Consider the following 24,377-nt stretch of genomic DNA (forward strand, 5'->3'; position numbering starts at 1 on the left):
TCGTGATAATGTCCCGAGACACGTCCATCGCCGTCGAAGCTATCGCGCACCGGAATCCCGGAGAGGACGACGACCCCTACGGTGACATCGAGATGTCCTCGCTTCCCGACTGGTGGGCGGATGCGGTCAAGGAGTTTGAGTCTCATGACCTCCGGGCTTACCGGCCGCCACGGTTCGCTGATGGGACGCTCAAGCGCGCCGTCGTTAAGAAGCTAGAGACCAAACTCGGAGTTTCCATCCGCTTCGTCGGCCGGAACGCCTCGTATCGAGACGACTGGGAGGTACAAATCGACGGCGAGAAGGTGATAACCATCGGCCGACACCGGAGTCCAGACGGCTACACAGTGTTCGAGATTGGGATCGACAAGTTCGTCGACCAAGTTACCGAGGCACTCGAAGAGTAATGATAGATGATATCCCCGGCTCTACGTTTATTGAGGGCGAGGACGTCCGACTAAAGACCGTTGAGGAGAGCGATCTCGACTTCTTGCGGGACAATATTAACGACCGCCAGATTCGACGGGCAATGCTCGGCAACGGCCCGACCAACACTGAGCAGTTGCGTGACGATCACACCGAGGAACGCGACTACCAGTTCGTTATTGCTACCTCGGACGCCCGTGTCGGGTACATCTCGCTCCATGACGTGAGTTACACGCACGGCACGGCCGCCATCAGCTACTGGATCGACCCTGACCAGCGGGGAAGGGCCACGCGACCGAGGGTATCCGGCTACTGGTTCAGTACGCATTCGAGCAGTTACGACTCCATAAGGTCCGGGCCGATGTGCGGGAGTTCAACGATCCCTCGCGTCGCGTCCTCGAAAAATTGGATTCGAGCACGAGGGGGTGCTCCGGGAGAGTCGGTTCGTGGACGGTGAGTATTGGCACCGCCACCGATACGGCTTCCTCAGCCACGAATGGGACGCCTCTCTGGTCGAGCGCCGAGACGTTTCGACTACCGAGGACTGAGGTGACTCACCTGATTAGCCCAGCACCCAACTTATCGTTCTGAACGATGCCGCCGTCGCGCTGGAGGGACTTCTTCGCGTTAGTGAGTTTCGAGACGTTCCGGAGGTTATCCTTGGCGAAGTTCGCGAACGCGTCGTTGTACTCCACGTTGTCTGCGAGCAGTATCGCGTTGGGTTCCATCCCTTCGGCGGCAGCATCGAATTCAAACGCCATGTGGTCGGCGTCGTGGTTCGAGTCATGGAGGAACAGATCTATCGTGGTCTCGGCTGCGACTTCGGGTAGAATTTCGCGGGCGTCGCCAATTCTGAGGTCCCAGTACGATTGTAAGTCATCGGGCACCGTCCAGCCTGGGGTAGGGTCCTCGACGTCACTCGGCAGAATTTCGGGGTCCTTAATGTCGATGGAGACCAGCGTCCCCTCCCCGTTCACGTTGAGTGCTCGAAGCAAGTACGCTGAACTCAGGCCGTCGAAGACACCGGTTTCAACCACTGTCTCAGGCGTCCGGAGGCGGACGAGAACGTAGAGCACGTCCCGCCAGTTAGGTCCGAGTTCGTCGGGTCTGACATTAGTCTCAGTCAATCCAGCCTCGATGGCGTCGTGGAACGTCTCGTCGGTTCGAATCTCACTATACAGCCTCCGAATACGGTCGGAATCGGCATCGAGCAACGACGTGACAAACTTGGTGCACTCCTCTTCGTCTATCTCGCGCTCGAAATTGTAGAAACAGTCCGAGTATGGACTATCGTTATCCATGGTATTTAATCGTTCATAGAATGTCTTAATCTTTTGCAATGAAGATGTGTGAGATAGTCCGGAGCTATCGGTCGATTCGGTACTCTTCGACGTTGGACTCGTCGACGGTTACACCGAGGCCCGGCTTCTCAGGCACTGGTAGCGTCCCATCCGACAAGTCGAACGGCTCTTCAATAATATGCTCGTCCCAAGCGTAGTAGACACTGTCCGGCGGCAGGTTAATAGCTGGCGTAGTGGCGACGAGATGGGCCAGCGCTGCGGACTTTATGCCGAGGTCGAACGCGCAGTGGTGAGACAGAGAAATTCCGGCGTCGTCGGCGATGCCCGCAAGTCGCTTGGCGGCCTGCAGTCCGCCCGCGGGAACCATATCGATGACGCCCGCGTCGATGGCGTCTTGCTTAATGAGTTCGAGCAGATTGTGTCGGAAGTACATGTCCTCGTTGGCGGCGATAGGTGTCCGGAGCCGCTCACGCAAGCGCTTGAATGACCCGAAGTTGTCGATACGAATCGGCTGTTCGAGGTACTGGAGGTAGATACCCTCGTCTTCGAGCGAGGCAGCGACCCTGACGGCCTCCTCGGTGGTCCATCCCTCGTTGGGGTCAAGTCGGAACTCTAGTTGGCCGTTGACCTCGTCGTGCATAGCCACGATGCGCTCGACGTCCTGTCGCCAGTCGCGGCCTGCCTTGGTCTTGAGCACGTCGAACCCGTGTTCGAGAGCCTTACGGGCGTGATCGCGGGACTCCTCGGGTTCAAGTACGCCGAGACAAAACGAGACATCGACCTCCTCGCGGACCTTCCCACCGAGGAGCCTATAGAGGGCTGTTCGAGGTACTGGCCCCACGCATCCCACATCGCCATCTCGACACCACCGAGAAAGGGATCGATGTCGAAGTACTGGAACGAGTCGAACCGCTCGGGGAGCGACTCGACAGCTGAGACGGGCTCACCGGCGAGTTTGTCCGCAATATCAGTCTCGATGACTGCCTTTGTAGAGTTGGTCGAGAGGGTCGAGCGCATCTCACCCCACCCGGTGATGTCGCCATCGGTGTCAAGTCGGATGAGTACTCGCTCCATGTCGTAGAACTCGGTGTACGTCGTCACGTAGGGTGCGATGCCGAGGGGTTCCGAGAGGGGGCGTATGTCCAGCCTAACCGGTATCGCTTCGATTTCCGTTATTGTGAGCATTCTTTTCCTAATATTTCCTGGAATTGCTTTAATTTATTGGTGTATAATTAAATGACACTGCCGGTGTGTATTTAGCAGTTGTCTCCGCCGGCTTTGCTCCTCCAACCCTGGCTGCCGTTTCGCTCGCGAGTTCACTGCTGGTCTCGACGATGAGATTTTATAGAGACCCCTATAACATACTTCTGGACAGTAGAACGGCCGCAACACCACAGACGAGTGCAACAAGCACGTTCTCAGTTCGCCACATCACTAGAAGCACGACGGCAGCAGCACCCCATTCCGCAGGACCAGCACTAGTCAATTCAGGGCCAAGAATGGAGATGATAATCGTACCGGGTAACACCTCAAGTCCAGCTTCAGTCCGGTCTGAGACATTAATACGGCCCAGAAGCCATAGTCCACCTGCCTTTGTCGCATAGGTAGCTACACTCATCCCGATGATAACAGCAATAACTAACGGGTCAAGTTGGAGTCTACCCATCAAAGCGAATCACCTCAACGAGACTACCGGCCACTCCTCCAAAAAGAATGTACCAACGTCCTGGTAAAAACTGCGCACTGAGAACAGCAATACCGAAGGAGGCTATCCAGGGCAGCAAACTCGACTTTCCCTCCCAGAGCCCAACGGCAATTGCAATAAAGACCGCTGTAAGAATGAAATCAAGTCCGTACTGTGACGGTTCCCCTATCACACCTCCGGCTATCGCTCCGATAACTGTCGCGATGATCCAGAACGACCAGATGGCGAGCCCGCTGCCAAGGAGATATGCACCCTGATGACTCCCAGATTTGAGCTTTCCCATGGTAAGCGCCCAATTCTCGTCTGCCGTGAAGAAGACACTTCCATACGCTTTCGCCGGAGAGAGCTGGCTGAACCAGGGACGTAACGCTGCACCCATTAGCACGTAACGTAGATTGACGATGAACGTCGTACCAATAACGGCAAGTATTGGAATTGGAGTTTCCCATAGCTCAATTGCGATTAACTGAGCTGCTCCTGCGAGAACGGTTGCGCTCATGAACGCTGCTTCGGCAACACTTAATCCGGCTTGGTGAGCAAGCACTCCAAAGACAATGCCATATCCAGCCACGCCGAGGGCAATTGGCACACACCCGATAAAACCATCTCGCACACCACCAAGTGAAAATTCCACAGTAGGTCCTTCTGATTCCTCTGAGCGGTGTGCTGGATCAGCATCTTCAGCGCTCATTCTTTCCCTCCCATAACGTATTCAACTGGTCTTTAGTCGAAACCAACACAGTTACAGCTCAGGTACGAGACCACCTAATGGTTCGGAGAAATTCATTTCTCCTCAACAGGCACTTCCTCGTGGTCGAAGATCAAATCTTCAGATAGAACCCTCTGTATGAATGTTTCACCACGATTCGTCAGCGTGTATTCTCCATCCTGGGTACAAATGAGGTGGTCTAGCTTGCGGAGGTGATAGTTGAATTGACCCTTATCGTCGACTGATATCGATTCTTGAAGTCCTGTATAAGAGATTGGTTCGGATTGCCCATGGAGTGAGACGAGAATTTCCAGCCGGGTCGTATTCGATAGGATTTCAAATACGCTGGTTGCGTGCTTAATCTCTGAGGTCTCGAGAGATTTACGAGGACGCTGAGTCTCATCTCTGTAACGATCATCAGGCCAGAGCCAACCAGGTATCGCCATCATTGGATTGTTCTGTGCAACCCTTATAAATTATACTCACAGTTTAATAGATTAGAGTACTGCATTAGCTAACGGACCAGTTCCCAAATCTATGCGCTGACCCCAGGGTGTATTCAGCAGGTAGTTAGTGATGAGACAGCCGCTAAGTTAGCAACCGACTGAACGGCTACTTTACGTCTGAGAGAATGACTAATGAGTGCTCAACAGATCCGAACGGGGTTCGGTAAGTTAATTTGACCCCACAAGCAAGCGAACCGAGTTCGTGAACGTTTCGTGTCGTTCGCAACTCCTCATGGGGACTCTTAGACGTTGCCGAGATGTAATAAAGTAGGCACCCGCTCGGTCTACTCACCGATCGCCAACAGCGAAGTGTATGAACACACCGACCGCGCCAGCAATGAACAACGCGACGAGCCCCTCGTCAAACTCGTACGGTCGGCGGCGATTCCCGTAGCCTATTAAGAATTGGGGGAGTATTCCTAGGTCGTGTTTAGTTTGTAGCATTCTGCCAGACAGCGAAGGCTTGGAGCCACGATTCTGCGGTTGATGGTCTAACGTGACTAAAGCAGTTTGAGAACGAAGAGGTACGTCGTTTTATCTCTCTAAAGATACGTTCGACAGTGTTCCGATTTCCATGTTTTTCGTATCGAAATCTTCTGTACCCAATCATGAATAGCCTTACGTGATCGCTCGACACTAAACTTCTCGAGTTCTCGAACGATATTTGAAAGCGATAATTCGACAAGGTGGAGTCGAATATCGAGCTCCATCAGCTGACGCGGTGTCCGTTCTCGCTCCACAAAACTCAAATCGATCCAGTCGCTACAACCGTTGAGGCGGTCGGTTTTTGCCATAGACCAGCACAAAATCGTCCCGCCTCACTTTTCACGCTTAACTAAACACAGCCCTCAAGTCTTACCAAACATCCATGGTCTATCTGGACCGATTGTTTAGTAAGGTCGATGACATCTCAACCAGAACCACCGGATTCGCTTCCGAAATATATCGCAGATAGTGTCCCAAAGCAAAACGACGCAACTCTTCGCGCACTCGGGAATTGGGTCGACGAACTGCTCGCATATCGGCAAGACGTTGACGCTGAAGAGATCATAACAGGGGGCAGTAAATCGATCGAAACTATAGAAGAATCAAGTGATGGAACGGTTGTGATCAAGAAAGTGAGTTGCGGGAAAGAGAACTGTAAGTGTCAACGCGGACAGTTGCATGGCCCATACAAATATATCGTTCGTCGAAAGGGTGAAAAACTCGATTGGGACTACAGAGGACCAGTTAACGAATGAGAGAAGGAAAGACACCCACCCCACGTTTCCGTCGTAACTGGAGGTCAGTGAAGGGGGTGAGACTGAGATCGAGGGGGCCACACCCCCCCCGCGTTTCCGTCGTTTCTCCACGACGGCGTAGGGGGAGACTAAGGCTAGCAGCGCACACCTACCAATAATATTGGATTATAAACTATCTAGGGGTGAACTGATCTCTGCTACACATATATTAAAGTAGTATAGGTGAGAAACTCTCATTAAGTATACTTCGTCCAAGGAGGGGGCGAAGTACTTCGCCCCCTCAAGTGAAACGAACCTCTCCAGCCAATCCTTTAGACGGCTATCTATGGGCGGTTATGCCATTCTCGTCTTGGTTCTCTTGTCGTGGACATCTTCTTCAACTCCCCTTCCCTATTGATCTGTGAGTACGACGGAAACGTGGGGTGTGGGTACGGAATTCGAGATCGTGGCCACGCCGCCGTCTCCGGCTTTCTTGGCTCACGTCGGAAACGTGGGGTGGTGGGTCAGTCCGCTACGACAGTTCACTGGTGGGCCCGAATGAACTCAACGTGGTGTCTTCCAGCGCTGCGAGTTCTCGCCGAATCTCTGTTCGGTCCCATCCAAGCGGTGACAGTACACTCTTGACAGCTCGTCAGAGCTGTGTCTTGTAGTATAAGGCGTCGTAGGTCTCGAAATCTTCGTGGGCGAGAGCGACGAGGTCCCGCGAGGATTTCTCGTCGTCGACGACCACATACTCGATATCCTATCCAGGGTGGACAGCGAGGTCCTGGTCGCGAGCCCGTTCAAGCACCGCCACGTTCTGCGTGTTCTGGCTGTAGCCTTCAAGTGGCTTGGACACGCGATTCCGTTCGACGAGCCACTCTACAGCAATGTCTCCAGCATGAAGTGCTTCGGCCGCTCTCTCGAGGCGACCGAGCACCGCGTCTAGGGACTGCGTTGCATCGAGGCAGTCCAGACACTTCTGCTGAACGTCCTTAATGAATGGTAGGGTTGACCGCTGGCGAGGTTCGATGCCTCTGACTTTGAACTCGTTGTCGCCAGCCGCTTTGCCAAAGGGCACTGTCTAGTTACGCAATTCTGGCATAGAACGGCGTTTCAGCGGCTGTTATGGCTTCAGTGCTGATCCCAGTGATTGTTTCACCTCGTGAGATATGTGCTGAGGTAGCCGAATTTCTGCCGTTTGTAGAATAGAGTCCCGTTATATCAGATTCTCCATGTGGTTTTACAGTCGACATCGCAACGCCACCGTCTTCGAGTCTTGCGGTTTTTCGTATCTAGACAGTGCCAGTTCGAGCATGGAATTTAAAGATGATTAGGCCTCTGATGGAAGTCTATCGTTGATTGCGTCCACGATGAGCTCTAAGTCGAGGTCAGCACCGTGAACCCCCTTATCCCAGATGGTCTCGCCGTCGGCGGTCACAATGAATACACCTCCATGGCCGGGGATCAGGGTGACGCTGTCCAGCTCTTGTCCAAATTCGTTCAGGAGTCGGGTCTGCGTTTCAATTGCGGGGTCAAGTAATCCACAGGGTACGCAGTATTCGATTTCAACTGAGGTCATGCCTATGCTCTTCTCAGGGCGGAATCACCGTAAAGTTAAGACAAGGGTTTGCTGACCAGGTTAACGTAGGCTAACCGATTTCTCATCAGTCAGCGGTTGTGGGTGATTCTCCGCTCGTCGACGATAGTTCACGATTCAGCACCCAGCCGAGCACGCCACCGTAGACGAGGTGTAGAACGAACGTGGCAACGGCTATCTCCGGCGTGATCGCCGTCCCGAATAGTCCCCAACCGAGGAACGGCAGGAACGTGACTTGCATCAACGCCCAAAGGCCGATACCGAGAGCGAGTCCATTCCGGATTGTCACGGGGCGAGCAATCCGTGCGAGGACAGCGCCGAATACGCCCCCATAGCCGAGATGGAGTCCGATCGCGAGTGCCATCAGCATCGGCTTCGGAAGATCGCTGCCGAAGAGTTGTGCGACCACCGCTTTCGGAATCGGCTGTGACATCGGGGATTTCCCCGAAACTACTGCGAGGAACATGAGAATGGACATCGCAATCGTCGCGACGACACCGTAGCCGAATCCCGCTCTCAGTTTGTGTTGTGCCACACCCGAAGAGACCGTGAGCAACTAAATAAGGCTAAGACAAGGTCGGACTGACGGAGTCAACTATCCAGACTACGTGAGGAGGACCTAACCGAGTAGTCGATCAGCAGGCTGCCAGACGGCGCCCACATCAGTCTTCAGGACGAGGAATGCGAGCGCTCCGAACAGCACGCTGAGGTTCTTCCAGTCCGGTCCGACGTACAGTATCGCGACGAGCATCACCGGAATGAGTGACACAGCCGCGAGACGCTTACCGACGCCAGCCAGCAGCAGGAAAACCGCTCCGACTTCGATGATGCCTGCAATGATGACCATCAGTTGAGGGGCGGGTATCCCGACCGCATCGAAGAATGAAACCGAATTCTCGTGGGTGACGAACTTGCTCAGCGCTGGTTTCGCGACGAGTGCGACAAGAACGAGACGAAGACCGATGTGAACCCACTCCGGGATTGACTGCTGCAGTGACTGAATACGATCGACAGAGGCGTCTTCCATACTGAGAGGTATCCAAGACCTCGGATAAGTGTAAGCGAAGCTGATACTGATGTAGTACTGTTAGCTAAGTGGCTGTGGATCACCTACCGACTCAGGAACGCTGACTTAGTAGCGGTATACTAATAGCTCCACATCCAGTACCGCTAGCAACGAATGAGCAGAGCAACCGAAGAAGAGGAGTGCGTTGCATCCTGGTGTGCTGACGACGACTGGTGTACGGTGACGTGTACAGCCCATCTCATCGGGAAGAAATGGCATCCGGTTATTGTGCACCGACTACTCGAACATGGCCCGCTCGGGTTCAATGCGCTCAAAGACGAAATCGAGTCGATATCCAGTACCGTCCTCTCGAACAGCCTCGAGGATTTGGAAGACAACGGACTCGTGAACCGAGCGATCGTGAGCGAAAAGCCGTTCCGGGTCGAGTACTCCCTGACTGAACAGGGTTCCTCACTCGAACCCGTAATCAACGCGATGGACGCCTGGGGAGAGGAGCATCTCCAAGAGACATCTTGTAACTGAAATCGATTCTCCCCCTGTAGTGTGTCCGGCGGAGGACCGCTCCGGGAAGCGAAATCCTATGAGTTGTATGAGAGAGCGCTTGCTGCTCGAGCGGTGGGCCCATCTGCACCGCCCGGTTGTTCCCGGTAGATCCTGCTGCTGTGAGCGCAGCTGCTAGTCGCAGCCACGATCCAACTCGGTGGTGACTGAGTAATCGCTGGGGGTCCGGCGGCCAGAACAGTACGCTGCCAAGTGGGTCGTCGGGATCACCGTATCGCTCTGGCGGGAGGATTGTCTCGAGAAATGCGTCGGCGTCGCCGCTCTCTCCCCGGCCCCGCCGGTCAGGAACGATAAGTGTGAAGTCGTCGGTGAGGTGCGGGCGGAGGGTATCCCAAGTCCGGCGAGTCCCCGATCCACCGTGGAGGAGTATCAGTGGCGGACCCGACCCCTCTCGTTCGTAGGCGATCTTTGTTCCGTCTGTGTCGGTGACTGTTTGCGTGGGCTACGGCGCTAAAACGTGGCATCCACTAAACAGTTCCGAACGCCCATTCGATCGCGACGGCGGCGACCTCGCCAGGCACGTGGAAACTGGCACTAGTAACGACTTCGACGCTGGACTTCCTGTCACGGATTGTGGCACAATTTCGGAAGATGATTTTGATGCGTGCCTTTCTTCCGCGTCATATTGGATTGGCTTGTTGTGCGTCATTCAGAGGGTCACCAAAACTGCTCACAGACGTAGAGTTTCAACGGGGCCGTCTGTTTCTGATGATTTGTCTGATAAGCCGTGCTTCTGCCTTCTGCAGATGGTTCGAGGCAGTGCTCGTTGCACAGTCGAGAATCTCGGCTACGTCTGCGACACTCCCGGTCCGGGGATATTCATAGTACCCGACCTCCACCGCCTCACGCTGCCGGGCCGTGAGATCGACAGCAGGGACGCCTGGGCGAGCATCGTACTCGCCGACCTCAGACACCTCTGCAGTGATTTCGTCAGGCAACCTGTCGAGAATTCCTGCTAGATCTTCAGGCTCGCCGACGACGTCGAAGTCTACCCTCCCGTTGGGCCGATAGGCGAGTGGGGGCACAACAACCACTGACGGCTGTTGAAAGGCTGTCCGGAAGCGCTTGAAGATTTCCTTCTCACGCTCCCGACCGTATGCGTAGAACGAGCTGTCGTCAACGGATGTAATATCGAAGTCGATCGCCCCCTCGGCACCAGCAATGTGCTGTTCGTATCGTTCTCGATCGCCGATAAGATAAAATAGCGTATAGATGATGTCGCCCTCGCCCAGCAAGTTCCACGTGACGAGCCAACTGCGCTCGAGAGTCTCAGAATCCGTCAGGAGCCGCTGCATCGGATGCTGGACCTCCCGCTCGTACTGCAGCGACAGATGGAGGTATTTCATGGCTAGTGCAGCGGCCGCCTTGCTTTTAAATACACTAGGACATCCGACAACGATTGAATACGATTTGAGCCACAAACCGCTACTGATGGCAGTCACAGAAACGCTCACGGACACAGATGCATCGTTACTTGGTTCGCACGGGCTCGAATCCTCCTACCGCGAAATTAACGACTTGCAGTTACACGTCGTGGCCGCCGGCGACCCTGACGATCCATTGGTCGTCCTCCTGCATGGCCATCCCGATTTCTGGTACGGCTGGCGCAATCAGATCGGGCCGCTCGTCGACGCCGGCTTCCGTGTGGCCGTCCCGGACCAGCGGGGCTGTAATCTGAGCGACGCCCCCGATGGTATTGATGCCTATCGGCTCTCGAATCTCGCAGCTGACGTCTGCGAACTGATCCTCAGTGAGGGTCAGAAGTCGGCCCACATCGTTGGGCACGACTTTGGTGGCTTTGTCGCTTGGAACGTCGCCCTCCGACACTCATCGATGGTCGATCGCCTCGGGCACGTCCGCGACCGAGGCCGCGTCCACGCACGAACACAAGTGTTCCTCTCGCTGTGTCTTAGACTCGTCGTCGCAATCACCAATTATGAGCGAGGAGATAACTCAGGACGGGAGATGCTCAAGGTATGAGGAGAATTCTATGACACGCTCCTAATACAAATATTGAGCCGTTAGCAGTGAGTTCTTAGACGACTCTCGAAACGAGACGGATGGTTAGCATCCGTCTCCGAACGTCCCATTGAGAGCCATTGAGTGATTGGCATAGTAGGAGTAGAGATTTTGCGGTGCTACGTATCTGCCGCCGTAGTACCCAGCAGGGCCGTTCGATTCGATAAGATTGGTTTCGTGATCCGTTGTGAATCTCAAATCTCGTCGATCATAGATGAGATCGCCATCGAGCCAGTACTGGATGACGCCATCGGGATTTGCCACGCCATCGTCGACCGTGTTCACACAGATGTAATACTCGAATTCATACCACCGGCCTGGAACGATCTCTGGTTGTCGTACGGTGTAGGGATTACTATCGATTAGAAAGTCGTGATCTTGGTTTTGATCCATGTGGTAGGTATATGAGAGCAGATGGAACGGACCATCCGGATCAGCTTCTCGAGTACTGACATAGAGTCGATTACTCCACCCATTAGTACCATCAGGGACCCCACCACCGGCGCTCCCCTCACCGAGGGCCATTGCGCAGTTCCAGATCCGACTTTGTGTTCGGTCTTCCATCGCCCAGTTCGTGTTCAAAGCGAGACTGACACGGCCGTTGAGTTCGATTAATCCATCACCGAAATCGTAGTGCGTACTCAGCCCCCAATGCTGGTCTTCACGAGTTCGTAGCTGGAGAGCGGTATCTCCGTTGTATGTTGGACTAGAAACGATTTCGAGGTTGTCGCGCTCACCGTTCGACATCCAATACATATCCTCCCAGTTGTCGTACTCGCCGTAATCGAGATGAACGACGTCGTCCGGCCGGTTACAGCCTCCTCCAGATGCACTGTCTACTTCTGGCGCTGCCGTCCCCTTTCCTATTCCTGCCACTCCAATCAAACTACTCATGCCCAAGAGACTGCCTGTACGTATCACCCGACGTCGAGACATACCAGCATCACGTGTCTTCTCAGCTACATCAGTTCTATGACCTTTCGGGACTGTCCCAGTAGCATGGTTCTCTTTCATTCGCGTTGGTGGTGAGAGGATCTCATGTGATAGTATTATACTAACTATAGAAAATAATGGTGTTTCTTACTAGGAGTATCCTTAATTATCCTGTTCATATGACTGTCACGCGAAAACGTGCGTCACAGTCCTTGTTGCGGCCAGCAACAAGACCGTCCAGGGCATCTCGAACCTCGTTCTCCCGGCCAAAAGCGAGCGTGTCTTGAACAAGTTCCTCACCGAGTACGACTGGGACAAAGACCAGCTCAACAAATAACGTCTTGAGCTTCTCCAGCAGGCGAACGACACGAAGTGGAGTCGTGATGGTGTCGTCACGCACAAAACCAGCGAGAAGATACCTAATGCCGGGAAATTCTACGGCCACACTGTTCCTGGCTATCTCTGGGGCCAGAATTTGATTTACGCCCTCTACGCCGACGAGCTAGCGGGCGAGGTAAGTGTAGTTCGGCGATTTCGCACTGTCTTCAACCATGCCCGAACGGTCATCTCGAACGCCGAAAATCACCTTCAGCTTGCCGCGACGTACACTCAGGTCGAGTGTCTCCGTTCCATACTTCGAGCGGCCTACGAGCGCGGCGTCCGAATCCATTTGTCCCTGTTCGTTCCTCCTGATGAGACACCGCCAGCTTCCGAGAAGCTTCAGGGGATCTGTCACGAGGTTCGACGACGGACGCTCCCAGGCCCATTTCTCCTATTGGCGGACCGGCAGCAAGCGTGTTACGCGACTCGCGGCCGCCAGACGAACGAATACGGTGTCATCGTCGACGACTACGCGACAGCCTACGCGTTCCACTGGTACTTCCTCACTCGACTACGCGAGGTCTATGACATCATCCACGATGCTCGCAGTTCTGACGCCCCGTTCACGTTCGTCGAAATAACCGACTGCGTGCGCGGCATCGAATCCCCGCTCGATGCCGGCACGACGGTCCGGGGCCACGTAATCGGGACGTCGAGAGCGGACGGACGGCGGGTCTCACTCTCTGGTGAGTTCGTCGCCGTCGAGTACACAGGTGCACGCGACGAGACACCGCCGACGTTCCTTGAACTCGCAGCGAAGGCCACCGCCGTCTTCGAAGCCAATGACACCCAATACACCGTCGGAGGGCCTGGTGCGGCCATCGAGGATATCAGGGCTGACCCATCATCATCGAAGAACTCTCCGAGCTGATGGATATCCGTCCCGCCTAGTCTGAGCCTACTGCTGGGGATGTTCTCCCTCTTATGGGGAGCATGAACGTAAGTGTCGCGATGACGGCGGCAACGCCGATCGCCGGGAGGAAGGCGATTCGGAGTGAGGTGGCATCCGCTAGTAGCCCGATTGCGACTGGGCCGGCCGCGAAGCCAGCGTAACTCGAGGTCGAGACGGCAGCGATGGCTGATTCCGACGACCGTTCGAGGTCGGCTTGGCCGACGAGACTGAGATTGACTGGGGCAACGCCGCCGATCCCGAAGCCGAGGATCCCGAAGCCGAGAAGCGCGACGGGTGGGATCGGGACGAGCGTAACGATGACTCCGAGGGCGGCGATAGCTACCGTCAGCCGAATGAATCGCCGAGGACCGATCATATCGACGGCGCGGTCAGCGGCGAACCGACCGAGCGTCATCGTCAGCGCGAATGCGGCGAATCCGAGTGCTGCGACCGCCGGGCGTGCACCAGCCGCCCCCTTCAAGAAGACGGCACTCCAGTCGTTCGCGATCCCCTCGATCAGCAGGGCGCAGAACCCGATGAGGCAGAAGCCGAGTATCTCTCTGGAGGGGAGTGCGAGTTCGGTATTCGTGTCATCGGTGTCGGTTTCTTCCGGAGGGAGGAGCCACACGCTCGCGGTGAGACCGATACCGAGGAAGGCCGCAGCGAGGATGAGGAAGTGAATATCTGCTGATAATCCGAGGCTGGTAAAGAGGGCACCGACGAGCGAACCGAGGAGTGCACCGGCGCTGTAGAGCGCATGGAAGCCGCCCATAATCTGCCGGGGATATATCTGTTCGATGTGAAGGGCTTGCGTGTTTGCGGCGACGTCGAGGAGACCCTTTCCGAATCCGAAACCGACCAGAATGACGAATAGAGAGTACAGGCCCCTGAGAGGGAGATGACTGGGAGGAAGAGGCAGTAGGTGATGATCGCGAGGCGGATAACCACCTTGGCACTGTAGCGGGCGACGAGAACACCACTGGTGATGAGCCCCAGAACACTTCCAACAGCGAGTCCAAGGAGCGCGATACCGATGTCTGTCTTACTGAGGTGGAGGAGCGTCTCGATTGCTGGAATTCGGACTGCCCACGTCGCGAAGACCGCACCGAGGATGACGAACGCGATACCGTTCGCGACCCGTGCTGTCCGGACTGTACGTGGGACGTCTTCAGAGGATTGAAAGATATTCGACAGTCGATTGTTCACAGCAAGTACGGAATGATCTACTCCCATATAACAGTCTTTTGATATTGTTGCAACGGGTGTTGTAACAATCATGGACTCCAATCATAGATCCGGATGTCGCGCCACTTAGCGTGATAACTCCCGGGAGTACAGACTCGATACCCGTCGGCGCTATTTTCCATCATCATCACATATAGACGATGTACGTCGCACTGAGAACTAACAGATGATGGAACGGTACGCACTGTAGTCAGCACGACTTCATCAATATTTTGGAATCTGGTATATGTGGCAGCGGTAGGTCCGTACTTATAGTAAGTAGTATTTTCACGAGGTTAGCCATCTAAAGAAAGGATTTCAACAGAGCCGTCTACACTGGTATCAACCTGACCAGAGACGGATTAGGGCTCCTTAAATGATGTTCATATCCTAACTATGACTGTAGTACAAAAGGAGAGACTTTTGGATACCTCCGCGCCATCGTCACTATCTCGACTATCCCTTGTTAGCCCTTATATCCGCCAATATCGGGATTATAATCGGATTTGTTCAGGGGAAATCAAGCGTTCAAGTCAGTCATCTGGAAGATGTTCAGGGGAAAACTGCAGTACGGAAGCAGTGTTCAGGGCAAATCTAAGCTCAAAACCAACTAGTATAGAACGGGTTGCACCCGTTGGACAGGGTAGCGAACAGCCTACCGAGTTATGGCAGCACTGTCTAGATAAGAGAAACCGCGATATGGGAAGGTGATGAAGTGACGGTATCGGCTGTAAAATCACCATATTGGATCTGATATAGGGGACCTTGTTCCACGAGGAGCGACAATTCGGCTGCTTCAGCAAATTTCTCATAAGCAGTGACAGTCTCAGATCTCACCGGTAATGCTGTAGCAGGATCTGAAACACTTCTATACGTCGGGATCGAGTAACTAGACAGTGCCGTTATGGCGTATTTATCAATATCGTGATAATGAGTGCACGATGTCTAGATGGATGCTCATTACGAGAGGAATCGATGATGTCTAAGATTGTTGCTTCGGTGCTTCCCGAGAATTTATGTGAGCGTGACCAGTGGGTGTGCTGGAAAGAAGAATCTCGAGATGGGAAACCGACGAAGATACCGGTGATACCGGGCAGTGGTGAGTTCGCGTCATCGACGGACTCAGAGACATGGGCTTCGTTCGAGACAGCACTCGAGTACACCGACACGGGGAACGCCGATGGCGTGGGCTTCGTCTTTACTGACGACGATCCCATCGTCGGCGTGGATCTGGATGATTGTCGAGACCCAGAAAGCGGCGACGTCGACGATGTAGCGTTGGATATCATCGAGCGACTTGACTCCTATACGGAGATCTCTCCGTCGGGCACTGGTTTTCATGTGCTCATCGAAGGAGAACTCTCAAATGGGCGGAACCGCCGTGGCAGTATCGAACTATACGACACTGCTCGGTTTTCACCGTTACCGGCGACCACCTCGAGGACACCCCACTTCGTGTTGCACGTCGGCAGGATGCTCTGGTAGCGATCCATCGTGAGTATGTCCAAGACTCTGTCGCTGACTCCGACTCCGGACCCAAATCTGGTGGGGGCCAGAATACCGGTGAGAAGCAGGCAACGACAGTCAGTGCAGTCGACACTGACGTCGACCTCGAGGACGAGGACCTGCTCAAGCGAGCGCGAAACGCATCGAACGGCGAGAAGTTCGAGCGGTTGTGGCGTGGCTCGACTGCTGGCTACGAGAGTCAGTCAGAAGCGGACATGGCGCTGTGCTGTCTACTGGCGTTCTGGACTGGTGGAGACCAGCAGCAGATGGATCGGCTCTTCCCCAATCGGGGCTGCTCCGCGACAAGTGGGATGAAGTCCACTACGCCGATGGCTCTATGTATGGTGAAAAGACCATCGAGCGAGCGATTGTGAACACCTCTGAGTTCTACGACCCAGACACTCGAGATACATCGACCGAACCCGCACCTACAAGGAGCGAGTCGTCGACCGCCGCCAGCCGTGACGAATCAGAGCAGAATCGGAATCATGCGTATCTGGCTGAGAAGAATCGACTGTTGACTGACCGTGTCGACGAACTTGAGGACACGCTTGAGCAGAAGAACGAGCGTATCGATCACCTCGAGGCAACGGTCGAGGACCTCGAAACCGAACTTGCGGAGTGTGATCGAGAGATAGAGCAAACTGGGATGACGTCTGAGTGTAAGACCGACTCGGAGACAACCTCCTTGTGGAGGCGGTTATTTGGAAATAGCTCCGAGTAACAGTAGTGAGGAAGCCATTTTCATCATCTAGCCTAAATTATGAAATTGAGGTACTCAATTCGATAAGTACGTGTGCGAACTGAACATACAAACCAGTTCATTCATTCAGATCTTTGATTATCAGAGACAATCGTTTCACACCGTACCAACCGTTATCTAGCCACGGACTGTAAGTCTCTTCCTTCCCCTTCGCGGGAGTCCCATGAACATTCATACCAACGAACTGACCGTAGAGGTGTACGTCCGTCCGGACGGACTGGTTGAGCCGATCGACACCAAATCGACACGTTACACCGGCTCGACTCTGCGGATCATATTGACAACCTGGTGATGCACGCGTGGCCGGCGGCAATCACGCTCACAGACCAAACACCCTACAGCGACGCGATCGATGCGTTTGAACAGATGGAAATGTGGGCTGGTGAACACGGGGGCAGCATCCAACCGCCGTTCAGCGTTCGGACTTCCACGTCCGCCTTTACGAACGAAACACAGACCATGCTCCGGACTCCGATGATGTGTCTTGCTGTATACGTTGGAGAGCAATTGGCAAACGTCTTCCCACACTCATGGGGTGACGATCACCACGGAGTAATGGACGCGATTGCAGCCCTCAGAACGGACGACCTTGAGCTGTTCCCGTACGTCCCTGATTCGGCTGCACCACCCCCGAGCCACTGTCCAGAATGCAATACCCAACTGATGAACGTACAGGGAATCGGTGTATGTCAGTGTTGTGACCGAGTCGAAGTCGGCACCATGCCTCATCACGAGCGAAGTCAGCGGTCGCAGCTTACGCTCTGACCGTGAGCTAAGAACACTCCTTCCCCAGTGACAATCTCCGTAATTTGGTGCTCAATAGATGCCCTGTACTTAGCACGGTTTTACGAATACTTCGTAATAAAGAAACTGTGCTACATATTCTGGTAACGTCGTGACTGTGATGTGATGTTTTTAGCCTGCGATAGGGGTGAGGCATCCGAGTTGCCCTGATATAGAGCAACAATATCCACAAGACCGTGATATCGATCGAACACCAATTCATCGACAGACCTCTACCCTAGTCTCTCCTCGAGTTGCGAGTTCCGAACGATCAGAGTCACAAGTCGATCGTCACTCTCGTCAGGCTGATACACGAGCCCGTGGGAGCAGTATTTGTCCTGCGGCACTTCGACGACCAGTTGGGCTGGCACGAGACCATGCGCCCCGACAGACAGTTCGAGACGAACTCATCACCCGGCTCACTCGGTCAACATCCCCGATGACGGAGCCGAAGTGTGATGCGTTAGCCAGCGATCCAGACACGTTCGCCGTCAAGCCAGTTCGAGAACTCCAGGTTCCGTAGCGCAAACTCTTAACCAACACTTCGGACCATTCTCTCCACAGTGTTGGTTAACACTGTCCTGGCTGAATTCATCTCACCTCGACTCTCGCCCGCCATCCAATCCCTCGAGTCAGAGTGTCCTAGCGCCCAGTCGCCACGAACTCCGGTCGCGACGGGTTTATGGCCCTCTATGAGTCGAGTGGTCGTCATCGAGCACGTCACCCGATTGAGCGAGCGGCGCACACAAACCAAGTCCGCAGCGTTTCCGGATACTACGCTGGCGTCGATTCGGTCGGCCGTCGAGGCCGTCCCGGCAAGCGTCTTCAACGACTCGACGAAACACAGAGAGATCAGTGGGTTCGATGCCGCGATCGCGACGGTCTCCTCCAGTACGAATACGAAGGGGATGCCACCGGCGGATACAACCCGAACTGCAAGCTCTGGTCGCATCTCGAGTTCGACTACAGCGTCGACCTCTACGACGCCGCCGACCGCATCGCTATCGAGGTCGAGAAGAGCAAACGGAAGAACGTCAGTGACGACCTGCTCAAGTTCCAGAAAGGGCACCGCACCCAGAAAGACGGCCGGCCGAAGATCGAGTTCGGGTGCTTGGTCGTGCCGATGAACTATCTCGGACGACATAATCTGTACCAGCATAGTCTGACGAAACTCGACTTCATGAAGGGCGTCCTGTTCATCGACGACGTCGCCGTCATCGGATATCGCGACCCGAGGACGGACTGACGCTGCACTACACGGACTGTTTTTTCGCGCCGAGAGGCGTGCAGCGCGCAACAGCGTGCGCGGTGTAATTCACCATGCATGGCTGATCCAGATCCTCACGACGACACGAGTGCCGACTACGAACAGTTCGAGCAAGGGCTGCTAGTTCAGGACCGCGACGTCGCCGGCGTCGACACGGCGGACGTCGACGACGCGACGGCCCTCAGTGGCCGGCCGAGACCCTCCGTGAGTGACTACTTGGCAGACAGCCGCCGCACCACAATGACCACACGAGCGTGTCATACAATGGTTCTCAACAGGAATCATTCGCGGTCTCAGTCCCGATTAAACCCCATGACTGACGAAATTCATAGGGTTACACTCGAATTGGGAGTTGTATAATCACCAGGTAGAGGGTATAAGACGTATTCTATGACACGTTGTTCTCACCAGCAGTGACGTAGACCTCGTCAGCTTCGCACACGTCATAGAGGTCGAACTCGTCGATATCACCGCTCACGTCCTAGACTTTGTGGACGAAGTTGAGGACGGCTTTGTAATCCCGGTCAAGGTCCCGAGCGATCTGAGCGGTCAGCTCAGATCACATCTCCTTGACGATGTAGAACATCTCTTCGAGACCGAAACGGTGCTGGCCGAAGATCGTCTTTGTGAGGTCGTTGAAGTAGGTCTCGGAGTGCTTGCACCAGTACTGTTGAGCGTCTTTACCGGTCATCCCGCGTTTGACAACGTCGTCGCTCTTGCAATGGACACACGTCACCGTCTCGCCGAACCGGGCGAGACGGAGACGCTCAAAGCATCGCTCACGCGGTGAGAGGAAGACCTGTGTTGACTCCTCGTCCATCGTTGACAGCTACGCAATTCGCCAGCGGAATTGATGTTACGATCTATCGAGATGAGCGCACATCGATAGGACGTTCGATCCGCCTGCCACGGTTGCGCGGCGCATCATCCGACCAGCCCGTCGTCAACCCGGTAGACCGCACCGTTGACGTAGGCCGCCCTCTCGCCCGCGAGGAAGGCGATCACGTCTGCAACCTCTCTGGGGTCGGCGGCCCGCCCGCTGACCGTCTGGTCGGTCACCTCGCCGTCGCCGACGTGTTTCTCATTGAGTCGAGTGTCGACGTAGCCTGGCGCGACAGCGTTGACTCGAATCGATCGATCGCCGAGTTCGCGGGCGACCGCACGGGTAAAGCCGATCAACCCGGCCTTGCTTGCCGCGTAATTGGCCTGTCCGGCCCACCCGCGTAGTCCAGCGACGCTAGCGACGTTGACGATCCGTCCTCCCTCGCCACGGAGCATCTGCCGGGCAGCTTCGCGGGTGCAGTAGAACGCGCCTGTTAGGTTGGTTTCGAGGACCGAAGCCCACTGCTCGGGATCCATGCGAACCACCAGCCCATTATCCATCCGCCCGGCGTTGTTCACGAGGATCGTGGGGCGACCGTGCTCGTCAGCGATTCGCCTGAACGCGTTAGCGACCGCGTCGAACTCGCCCACATCAAATTGCTTGACCGCCGTCAAAGCGTCGTAGTCTCCCAGCTTTACTGCGGCCTCTGCGGCGGCTTCCTCATCCGAGCAGTAGGTGGCCACAGTAGTTGCGCCGCCGGCCGCGAATCGCTCGGCGGTCGCCAGACCGATTCCTCGGGTGCCACCGGTGACGACCGCGACCTCGGCGGCAAACCGGTTGTTACCCTCATCAGACACCCCTTCGGGAGATCTCACGGCGCAACCGAGCGCCGCCGCGTCCGCGGGCACTTCGAGCGCAACAACCTCCGCATTCGGGATGATACGCTCGATCAACCCGGCGAGCGTTCCTGCAGGCGGGATGACTACGTATCGATCGACACCCGCCTCCTGCAGGCGCTCGACAACGCCGTGCCAGTCCACCGGTGCGGTGACCTGCTCGGAGAGGTCTCGTCGCGCGACTACTGGGTCGGTGTAGATGCGACAGGAGACATCCGAGACGACCGGGATTGCGGCGGGCTCGAGATCCACTTCGGCCATCGTCCGGTCGACCGCGTCCGCGGCAGGTTCCATGACCGGCGAGTGGAAGGCCGCGGCCACGTCGAGTTCGCGGAAGCGAGCACGCGTACGCTCTGCGAGTCGCTTCCTGATAGCCGCGATGCCTTCCTGAGCGCCGCTGATCACCGTCTGCCGGGGGCCGTTGTACAGTCCGACGCTGACGTCCTCCCGGTCGGCACACGCTGCTGCGACCTCCTGCGGATCGGCGAGTAACACCGCGAGCATCGTCCCTGGGCTGTCCTCACCGGCAGCCGCTTCGAGTAGTTCGCCACGCTTTCGTACGAGTGTAACTCCATCCTCGGAATCAAGCGCTCCTCCAGCCGCAAGCGCGGTGAAGTGGCCGAGGCTATGTCCGGCGACATAATCTGGATCGAGGCTATAGCGGGCGACCAACCCCTCGTAGATCGCCACGCCGAGGCCGAACAGTGCGGGCTGGGTGTTCCGGGTCATCCGGAGTTCCTTCACGTCTCCCGCGAAGCACAGCGCGGCGAGGTCCTCGCCGAGCGTTGCTGACAGTGCCTCTAACCGGTTACGGGTTGTGGGCCACGCCCGGTAGAACGCCTCGCCCATCCCCGGTTGCTGACTTCCCTGCCCGGGGAAGACGACCGCAGTGGTCACGGCCGGCAACCTCCCCCAGGGTGGTTGTTACCTGTGGCAATCACGACGATCTGCGCCATCGCGGCGTCGGTCTCGCGATCGTGGCTCAGGCTCACCGAGCGGTCGGCCTGCCGGGCGTCAACCCCGATCTGAGACAGGCGGGCCGAGAGCGCCTCGCGAGCGGACGGTCCGAGCGACAGCCGCGGTCCCGAGGGATCGCGGATGACCTCGATCTCGCGGGTCGGAACGGACGGCGACGGCTCGCCGAGAACTTTCAGGAACGCTTCTTTTGCCGCCCACCGCGCTGCGTAGTGCTGTGATGGGGAGCGCTGTCGATCGCAGTAGCGCCGTTCCGCGACGGTGAAGGCGCGGCCGGGGAATGAGTCGCTGAACTCTTCGAGGAGGTCGGCAATCCGCCGGATTGAGACGATGTCGATGCCGCTGTAGATAGTCGGCGTCGCGTTGTCAGCATCTGCGGAGGGAATGGGTCGAGAATCGTCGGTGTGTCCGCTCATGGTGTCTCCAGGACGAGTGCTCCGTTCGCGCCACCGAACCCCGCGGAGGTGGAGACGACTGTCCTAACCTCGTCGTCGACCCGTTCGGTTACGATCGGGAGATCGCAATCCGGGTCAGATGTCTCGTGGTTCGCCGTCGGGGGAGGGTCCCCGATTCGATCGTCCGTGCAGCCACGACGGCTTCGATCGCGCCCGCGGCACCGAGTGCGTGTCCCAGCGCTCCCTTTACACTCGTCGTCGGCGGGACGGTTTCAAAGATCTCCGACAGCGCAGCTGCTTCTGCGGAATCTCCAGCCGGTGTGCCCGTCCCGTGGGCATTGACATGGTCGATCGCTCCAGACGGGAGACCAGCATCCGCGAGCGCGCGTTCGACGCTTCGTGCGAGTCCGGTCCCGTTCTCAGCCGGCCGCGTGGGATGGTGAGCATCAGCGGTTATCCCGCTCCCGGAGAGGATCGCATAGATCGGCGCGTCCCGCTCCTGAGCGTGGGAAACTGACTCCAGCACTAGAACGGCGCTACCCTCTCCGAGCACGAAGCCATCGCGGTCGGCGTCGAAGGGGCGGCACGCAGCCGCAGGATCGTCGTTGCGCTTGCTCAGTGCCCTCATCGACTCGAAGCTTCCCACCCCAACAGGGGAGATCGCCGACTCTGCGCCGCCTGCAAGGACGATGTCGGCCCGTCCTCGGCGAACGTCCTCAGCGGCGTCAGCAAGTGAGTGCGTGCCAGCAGCGCACGCCGTCGATTGGGTTCTGCTCGGGCCGCGGGCGTTGACGGCCATACTCAGGTGGCCTCCGACAAGGTTCGGCAGGTACGTTAGAAGGAACCACGGCGACGGACGGCTGCTGTCCTGTATTACCTCTTCTAGCTCGGGTACCCCGCCGAGCGCGCAGGCGATGCTAGTACCAGCGCGATCGGGCTCCCAAGCTGGGTCCTCGGGATCGTAACCGGCATCAACGAGCGCCTCGCGAGCGGCCGCGAGTCCATAGCGCGCGGCCCGGCTGGCCGTCTGCTCATTAACTTCCCACGGGACCGGCGGCACCTCATCGACCTCGCAAGCTACCGTGGTCCGTAATCCCGCCTCATCGGGCTCGAACCGTTGGATTCGGTCGCCGCTACGTTCCCCAGCACATAATGCGTCCCAAGTTTCGGTAGCTGTAGTCCCGAGGGGCGTTACCGCACCGAGACCAGTGATCGCGACCGCTCGGTTCATCAGTCGGCCCGTTCGGCGACGTAGGCCTTGAGGTCGCCGACGGTCGCCAGATCCTCGAGGTCGTCGTCGGGAACGTGGACCCCAACAGTTGCCTCGATGGCCTCGGCGACCTCTACGATATCCAATGACTCTGCGTCGAGGTCTTCCTTAAAGCGCGTCCCATCATCGAAGGCATCCTCATTGAGTGAGAGCCGGTCTGTAACTATCTCGTCAACTGTGGATTCAGCCTTGGTTGACATACCCGTATGGTAATACCGAGTAATCAAAAGCTTGCTTTCAGGGTCCGGCGGCTGAGTTAGGGAACGAGAACAAGCTTACCGCAACTCTCCCGTTCCTGGAGTTGCCGATGTGCCTCGGCAGCGGCTGTGAGGGGAAAGGTGTCCCCCACGACAACCTCGACGGCTTCCCTAGAGAAATGCTTGACTAGTTCCGGAACCGCTGAGAGCACTCGCACCGGTACGTGATCGAGTGCCTTTTCGAGGTGATACCCGAGTACCGACTTATTCTCGAAGAAGAGCCGTGGCGTAGCGATAGTCGGAACGCGACCGCTTGCCATCCCGTAGGTCACGATGCGCCCGCCCGAGGCGAGCGCCTCGATAGCATCGGTGAAGGTCCCGCCGCCGACGCCATCCAATGCGAGGTCGATCGTCAGGTCTTCAATCGCTCCATACTCGACGGCCTGCTCCGCGCCGATCCCGCGGACCAGTTCGCGTTTTTCCTCAGTGCTCGCCGCCCCGATAACCACCGCATCGGCTGCGACCGCAAGTTGGACTGCCGCCGTTCCGACTCCGCCCGCAGCAGCGGTTACCAGCACCCGCTCATCGGACTCCAGCCCACCCCACTCGAATAGCGCGTTGTGCGCTGTCAGCCATTGGACTGAGAGCGCTGTTCCTTCAATGAAGGAGCACCCTTCGGGTAGCCCGACGACCGTGTCGACCGGTGCAACTGCGTGTTCGGCGTATCCGCTACCTGTCGTAAGGGCGGCAACGCGGTCCCCAACCGCAAGGTCGACATTCTTGCCGATCGCCTCAACGATACCGGCGACTTCCAATCCTGGGTGGTACGGCGGCTCCGGCCCGTCAGGGTAGTTCCCGCGACGCTTTTCGACGTCCGCGAAGTTGACACCCGCAGCGCGGACATCAATCTGAACTTCCCCTGTGTCAGGTGCTGGGACTGCGGTGTCGACGACCTCCAGCACATCTGGACGACCGTATTCGGGAACACAAACCGTCTCCAT

General features: G+C 56.5%; 22 protein-coding genes and 9 pseudogenes. 11 read left to right on the forward strand and 20 right to left on the reverse strand.

The window, feature by feature from the left end; genetic code table 11:
- Positions 1-8 precede the first annotated feature (8 nt).
- Positions 9-404 carry a hypothetical protein gene (locus K6I40_RS06050; RefSeq protein ID WP_222913700.1) on the forward strand — a complete coding sequence of 132 codons (396 nt, stop codon included), beginning with the start codon at positions 9-11 and terminating at the stop codon, positions 402-404.
- On the forward strand, positions 404-880 hold the full coding sequence (locus tag K6I40_RS06055) for a GNAT family N-acetyltransferase (RefSeq protein ID WP_222913702.1): 477 nt from the start codon (positions 404-406) through the stop codon (positions 878-880). Before K6I40_RS06050 ends, K6I40_RS06055 begins: the two co-directional genes overlap by 1 nt.
- Before the next feature lie 97 nt (positions 881-977).
- On the opposite strand, the gene K6I40_RS06060 is transcribed toward K6I40_RS06055, so the two are convergent.
- The 5 genes and pseudogenes from K6I40_RS06060 to K6I40_RS06080 all read right to left on the reverse strand — a co-directional run bounded on the left by K6I40_RS06060 (position 978) and on the right by K6I40_RS06080 (position 5,438).
- Positions 978-1,724 carry a class I SAM-dependent methyltransferase gene (locus tag K6I40_RS06060; RefSeq protein WP_222913703.1) on the reverse strand — a complete coding sequence of 249 codons (747 nt, stop codon included), beginning with the start codon at positions 1,722-1,724 and terminating at the stop codon, positions 978-980.
- Positions 1,725-1,788: 64 nt separating this feature from the next.
- A pseudogene (locus K6I40_RS06065) lies at positions 1,789-2,909 on the reverse strand (mandelate racemase/muconate lactonizing enzyme family protein).
- Positions 2,910-3,078: 169 nt separating this feature from the next.
- Positions 3,079-3,390, reverse strand: coding sequence for an AzlD domain-containing protein (locus K6I40_RS06070; protein ID WP_222913705.1), 312 nt, complete (start codon positions 3,388-3,390; stop codon positions 3,079-3,081).
- On the reverse strand, positions 3,383-4,120 hold the full coding sequence (locus K6I40_RS06075; RefSeq protein ID WP_222913707.1) for an AzlC family ABC transporter permease: 738 nt from the start codon (positions 4,118-4,120) through the stop codon (positions 3,383-3,385). Before K6I40_RS06075 ends, K6I40_RS06070 begins: the two co-directional genes overlap by 8 nt.
- A gap of 954 nt (positions 4,121-5,074) precedes the next feature.
- Positions 5,075-5,438: pseudogene (locus tag K6I40_RS06080) on the reverse strand (hypothetical protein).
- Between the two features lie 108 nt (positions 5,439-5,546).
- Here K6I40_RS06080 and K6I40_RS28925 point away from each other — a divergent pair.
- Positions 5,547-5,885 carry a DUF6788 family protein gene (locus K6I40_RS28925; RefSeq protein WP_345779374.1) on the forward strand — a complete coding sequence of 113 codons (339 nt, stop codon included), beginning with the start codon at positions 5,547-5,549 and terminating at the stop codon, positions 5,883-5,885.
- Between the two features lie 511 nt (positions 5,886-6,396).
- On the opposite strand, the pseudogene K6I40_RS28125 reads toward K6I40_RS28925, so the two are convergent.
- The 4 genes and pseudogenes from K6I40_RS28125 to K6I40_RS06100 all read right to left on the reverse strand — a co-directional run.
- Positions 6,397-6,939: pseudogene (locus tag K6I40_RS28125) on the reverse strand (DNA polymerase domain-containing protein); the annotation flags it as partial.
- A 258-nt stretch (positions 6,940-7,197) separates the two neighbouring features.
- Positions 7,198-7,446 carry an Rdx family protein gene (locus tag K6I40_RS06090; protein ID WP_222913711.1) on the reverse strand — a complete coding sequence of 83 codons (249 nt, stop codon included), beginning with the start codon at positions 7,444-7,446 and terminating at the stop codon, positions 7,198-7,200.
- An 85-nt stretch (positions 7,447-7,531) separates the two neighbouring features.
- Positions 7,532-7,999 carry a DUF6789 family protein gene (locus K6I40_RS06095; RefSeq protein ID WP_255681468.1) on the reverse strand — a complete coding sequence of 156 codons (468 nt, stop codon included), beginning with the start codon at positions 7,997-7,999 and terminating at the stop codon, positions 7,532-7,534.
- An 84-nt stretch (positions 8,000-8,083) separates the two neighbouring features.
- Positions 8,084-8,491: a DoxX family protein gene (locus K6I40_RS06100; RefSeq protein ID WP_222913713.1), complete on the reverse strand. Its 408-nt coding sequence runs from the start codon at positions 8,489-8,491 to the stop codon at positions 8,084-8,086.
- 153 nt (positions 8,492-8,644) lie between these two features.
- On the opposite strand from K6I40_RS06100, the gene K6I40_RS06105 reads away from it, so the two are divergent.
- Positions 8,645-9,013 (forward strand): helix-turn-helix domain-containing protein, encoded by a 369-nt coding sequence (locus K6I40_RS06105; RefSeq protein WP_222913715.1) that lies wholly within the window; start codon positions 8,645-8,647, stop codon positions 9,011-9,013.
- Here K6I40_RS06105 and K6I40_RS28930 read toward each other — a convergent pair.
- Complete coding sequence (locus K6I40_RS28930; RefSeq protein WP_345779398.1) at positions 8,958-9,458, reverse strand: alpha/beta fold hydrolase; 501 nt, start codon at positions 9,456-9,458, stop codon at positions 8,958-8,960. The genes K6I40_RS06105 and K6I40_RS28930 overlap by 56 nt on opposite strands.
- A 280-nt stretch (positions 9,459-9,738) precedes the next feature.
- On the reverse strand, positions 9,739-10,398 hold the full coding sequence (locus K6I40_RS06110; RefSeq protein WP_255681469.1) for a helix-turn-helix domain-containing protein: 660 nt from the start codon (positions 10,396-10,398) through the stop codon (positions 9,739-9,741).
- A gap of 85 nt (positions 10,399-10,483) precedes the next feature.
- Here K6I40_RS06110 and K6I40_RS06115 point away from each other — a divergent pair.
- Both K6I40_RS06115 and K6I40_RS06120 read left to right on the forward strand, forming a co-directional pair.
- Positions 10,484-10,840: pseudogene (locus tag K6I40_RS06115) on the forward strand (alpha/beta fold hydrolase); the annotation flags it as partial.
- Positions 10,841-10,897: 57 nt separating this feature from the next.
- Positions 10,898-11,032 (forward strand): annotated as a pseudogene (locus K6I40_RS06120) (IS5/IS1182 family transposase); the annotation flags it as partial.
- Positions 11,033-11,116: 84 nt separating this feature from the next.
- On the opposite strand, the gene K6I40_RS06125 reads toward K6I40_RS06120, so the two are convergent.
- Positions 11,117-11,971 (reverse strand): hypothetical protein, encoded by an 855-nt coding sequence (locus K6I40_RS06125; protein ID WP_222914941.1) that lies wholly within the window; start codon positions 11,969-11,971, stop codon positions 11,117-11,119.
- 208 nt (positions 11,972-12,179) lie between these two features.
- Positions 12,180-12,449, reverse strand: coding sequence for a hypothetical protein (locus K6I40_RS06130; protein ID WP_222913717.1), 270 nt, complete (start codon positions 12,447-12,449; stop codon positions 12,180-12,182).
- A 30-nt stretch (positions 12,450-12,479) separates the two neighbouring features.
- Here K6I40_RS06130 and K6I40_RS06135 point away from each other — a divergent pair, with 30 nt between their 5' ends.
- Positions 12,480-13,256 carry a TrmB family transcriptional regulator sugar-binding domain-containing protein gene (locus tag K6I40_RS06135; RefSeq protein ID WP_222913719.1) on the forward strand — a complete coding sequence of 259 codons (777 nt, stop codon included), beginning with the start codon at positions 12,480-12,482 and terminating at the stop codon, positions 13,254-13,256.
- A gap of 16 nt (positions 13,257-13,272) precedes the next feature.
- On the opposite strand, the gene K6I40_RS06140 is transcribed toward K6I40_RS06135, so the two are convergent.
- Complete coding sequence (locus tag K6I40_RS06140) at positions 13,273-14,049, reverse strand: MFS transporter (protein WP_255681470.1); 777 nt, start codon at positions 14,047-14,049, stop codon at positions 13,273-13,275.
- 1,427 nt (positions 14,050-15,476) lie between these two features.
- Between K6I40_RS06140 and K6I40_RS06145 the strand changes: the two are divergent.
- The 4 genes and pseudogenes from K6I40_RS06145 to K6I40_RS06150 all read left to right on the forward strand — a co-directional run bounded on the left by K6I40_RS06145 (position 15,477) and on the right by K6I40_RS06150 (position 18,799).
- Positions 15,477-16,731: pseudogene (locus tag K6I40_RS06145) on the forward strand (hypothetical protein).
- Positions 16,732-17,061: 330 nt separating this feature from the next.
- Positions 17,062-17,535: an HTH domain-containing protein gene (locus K6I40_RS28935; RefSeq protein ID WP_345779375.1), complete on the forward strand. Its 474-nt coding sequence runs from the start codon at positions 17,062-17,064 to the stop codon at positions 17,533-17,535.
- Positions 17,536-17,807: 272 nt separating this feature from the next.
- A pseudogene (locus K6I40_RS28130) lies at positions 17,808-18,076 on the forward strand (hypothetical protein).
- A 178-nt stretch (positions 18,077-18,254) separates the two neighbouring features.
- Positions 18,255-18,799, forward strand: a pseudogene (locus tag K6I40_RS06150) (hypothetical protein).
- Positions 18,800-19,223: 424 nt separating this feature from the next.
- Here K6I40_RS06150 and K6I40_RS06155 read toward each other — a convergent pair.
- From K6I40_RS06155 to K6I40_RS06185, 6 genes and pseudogenes are all read right to left on the reverse strand, one after another.
- A pseudogene (locus K6I40_RS06155) lies at positions 19,224-19,640 on the reverse strand (IS1595 family transposase); the annotation flags it as partial.
- Between the two features lie 104 nt (positions 19,641-19,744).
- Positions 19,745-21,436: a 3-oxoacyl-ACP reductase FabG gene (gene fabG / locus K6I40_RS28135; protein ID WP_255681471.1), complete on the reverse strand. Its 1,692-nt coding sequence runs from the start codon at positions 21,434-21,436 to the stop codon at positions 19,745-19,747.
- Positions 21,433-21,930, reverse strand: coding sequence for a holo-ACP synthase (locus K6I40_RS06170; RefSeq protein WP_222913721.1), 498 nt, complete (start codon positions 21,928-21,930; stop codon positions 21,433-21,435). The genes fabG and K6I40_RS06170 overlap by 4 nt, the downstream gene beginning before the upstream one ends.
- Before the next feature lie 88 nt (positions 21,931-22,018).
- The gene (locus tag K6I40_RS06175) at positions 22,019-23,140 is read right to left on the reverse strand and encodes a beta-ketoacyl-[acyl-carrier-protein] synthase family protein (RefSeq protein ID WP_255681472.1); all 1,122 of its coding nucleotides are present in this window, start codon (positions 23,138-23,140) and stop codon (positions 22,019-22,021) included.
- Positions 23,140-23,379 carry an acyl carrier protein gene (locus K6I40_RS06180; RefSeq protein WP_222913723.1) on the reverse strand — a complete coding sequence of 80 codons (240 nt, stop codon included), beginning with the start codon at positions 23,377-23,379 and terminating at the stop codon, positions 23,140-23,142. Before K6I40_RS06180 ends, K6I40_RS06175 begins: the two co-directional genes overlap by 1 nt.
- 56 nt (positions 23,380-23,435) lie before the next feature.
- Positions 23,436-24,377, reverse strand: coding sequence for a zinc-binding dehydrogenase (locus K6I40_RS06185; protein ID WP_222913725.1), 942 nt, complete (start codon positions 24,375-24,377; stop codon positions 23,436-23,438).

The sequence above is a fragment of the Natrinema sp. SYSU A 869 genome, assembly GCF_019879105.1.
GTDB lineage: Archaea > Halobacteriota > Halobacteria > Halobacteriales > Natrialbaceae > Natrinema.

Bases quoted from the DNA above. Each gene is read 5' to 3' on its own strand.
- K6I40_RS06050 (WP_222913700.1), top strand. From the start codon at position 9: ATGTCCCGAGACACGTCCATCGCCGTCGAAGCTATCGCGCACCGGAAT.
- K6I40_RS06055 (WP_222913702.1), top strand. From the start codon at position 404: ATGATAGATGATATCCCCGGCTCTACGTTTATTGAGGGCGAGGACGTC.
- K6I40_RS06060 (WP_222913703.1), bottom strand. From the start codon at position 1,724: ATGGATAACGATAGTCCATACTCGGACTGTTTCTACAATTTCGAGCGC.
- K6I40_RS06070 (WP_222913705.1), bottom strand. From the start codon at position 3,390: ATGGGTAGACTCCAACTTGACCCGTTAGTTATTGCTGTTATCATCGGG.
- K6I40_RS06075 (WP_222913707.1), bottom strand. From the start codon at position 4,120: ATGAGCGCTGAAGATGCTGATCCAGCACACCGCTCAGAGGAATCAGAA.
- K6I40_RS28925 (WP_345779374.1), top strand. From the start codon at position 5,547: ATGACATCTCAACCAGAACCACCGGATTCGCTTCCGAAATATATCGCA.
- K6I40_RS06090 (WP_222913711.1), bottom strand. From the start codon at position 7,446: ATGACCTCAGTTGAAATCGAATACTGCGTACCCTGTGGATTACTTGAC.
- K6I40_RS06100 (WP_222913713.1), bottom strand. From the start codon at position 8,491: ATGGAAGACGCCTCTGTCGATCGTATTCAGTCACTGCAGCAGTCAATC.
- K6I40_RS06105 (WP_222913715.1), top strand. From the start codon at position 8,645: ATGAGCAGAGCAACCGAAGAAGAGGAGTGCGTTGCATCCTGGTGTGCT.
- K6I40_RS06110 (WP_255681469.1), bottom strand. From the start codon at position 10,398: ATGAAATACCTCCATCTGTCGCTGCAGTACGAGCGGGAGGTCCAGCAT.
- K6I40_RS06140 (WP_255681470.1), bottom strand. From the start codon at position 14,049: ATGGGCGGCTTCCATGCGCTCTACAGCGCCGGTGCACTCCTCGGTTCG.
- K6I40_RS28935 (WP_345779375.1), top strand. From the start codon at position 17,062: ATGCACGCGTGGCCGGCGGCAATCACGCTCACAGACCAAACACCCTAC.
- K6I40_RS06170 (WP_222913721.1), bottom strand. From the start codon at position 21,930: ATGAGCGGACACACCGACGATTCTCGACCCATTCCCTCCGCAGATGCT.
- K6I40_RS06175 (WP_255681472.1), bottom strand. From the start codon at position 23,140: ATGAACCGAGCGGTCGCGATCACTGGTCTCGGTGCGGTAACGCCCCTC.
- K6I40_RS06180 (WP_222913723.1), bottom strand. From the start codon at position 23,379: ATGTCAACCAAGGCTGAATCCACAGTTGACGAGATAGTTACAGACCGG.
- K6I40_RS06185 (WP_222913725.1), bottom strand. From the start codon at position 24,377: ATGGAGACGGTTTGTGTTCCCGAATACGGTCGTCCAGATGTGCTGGAG.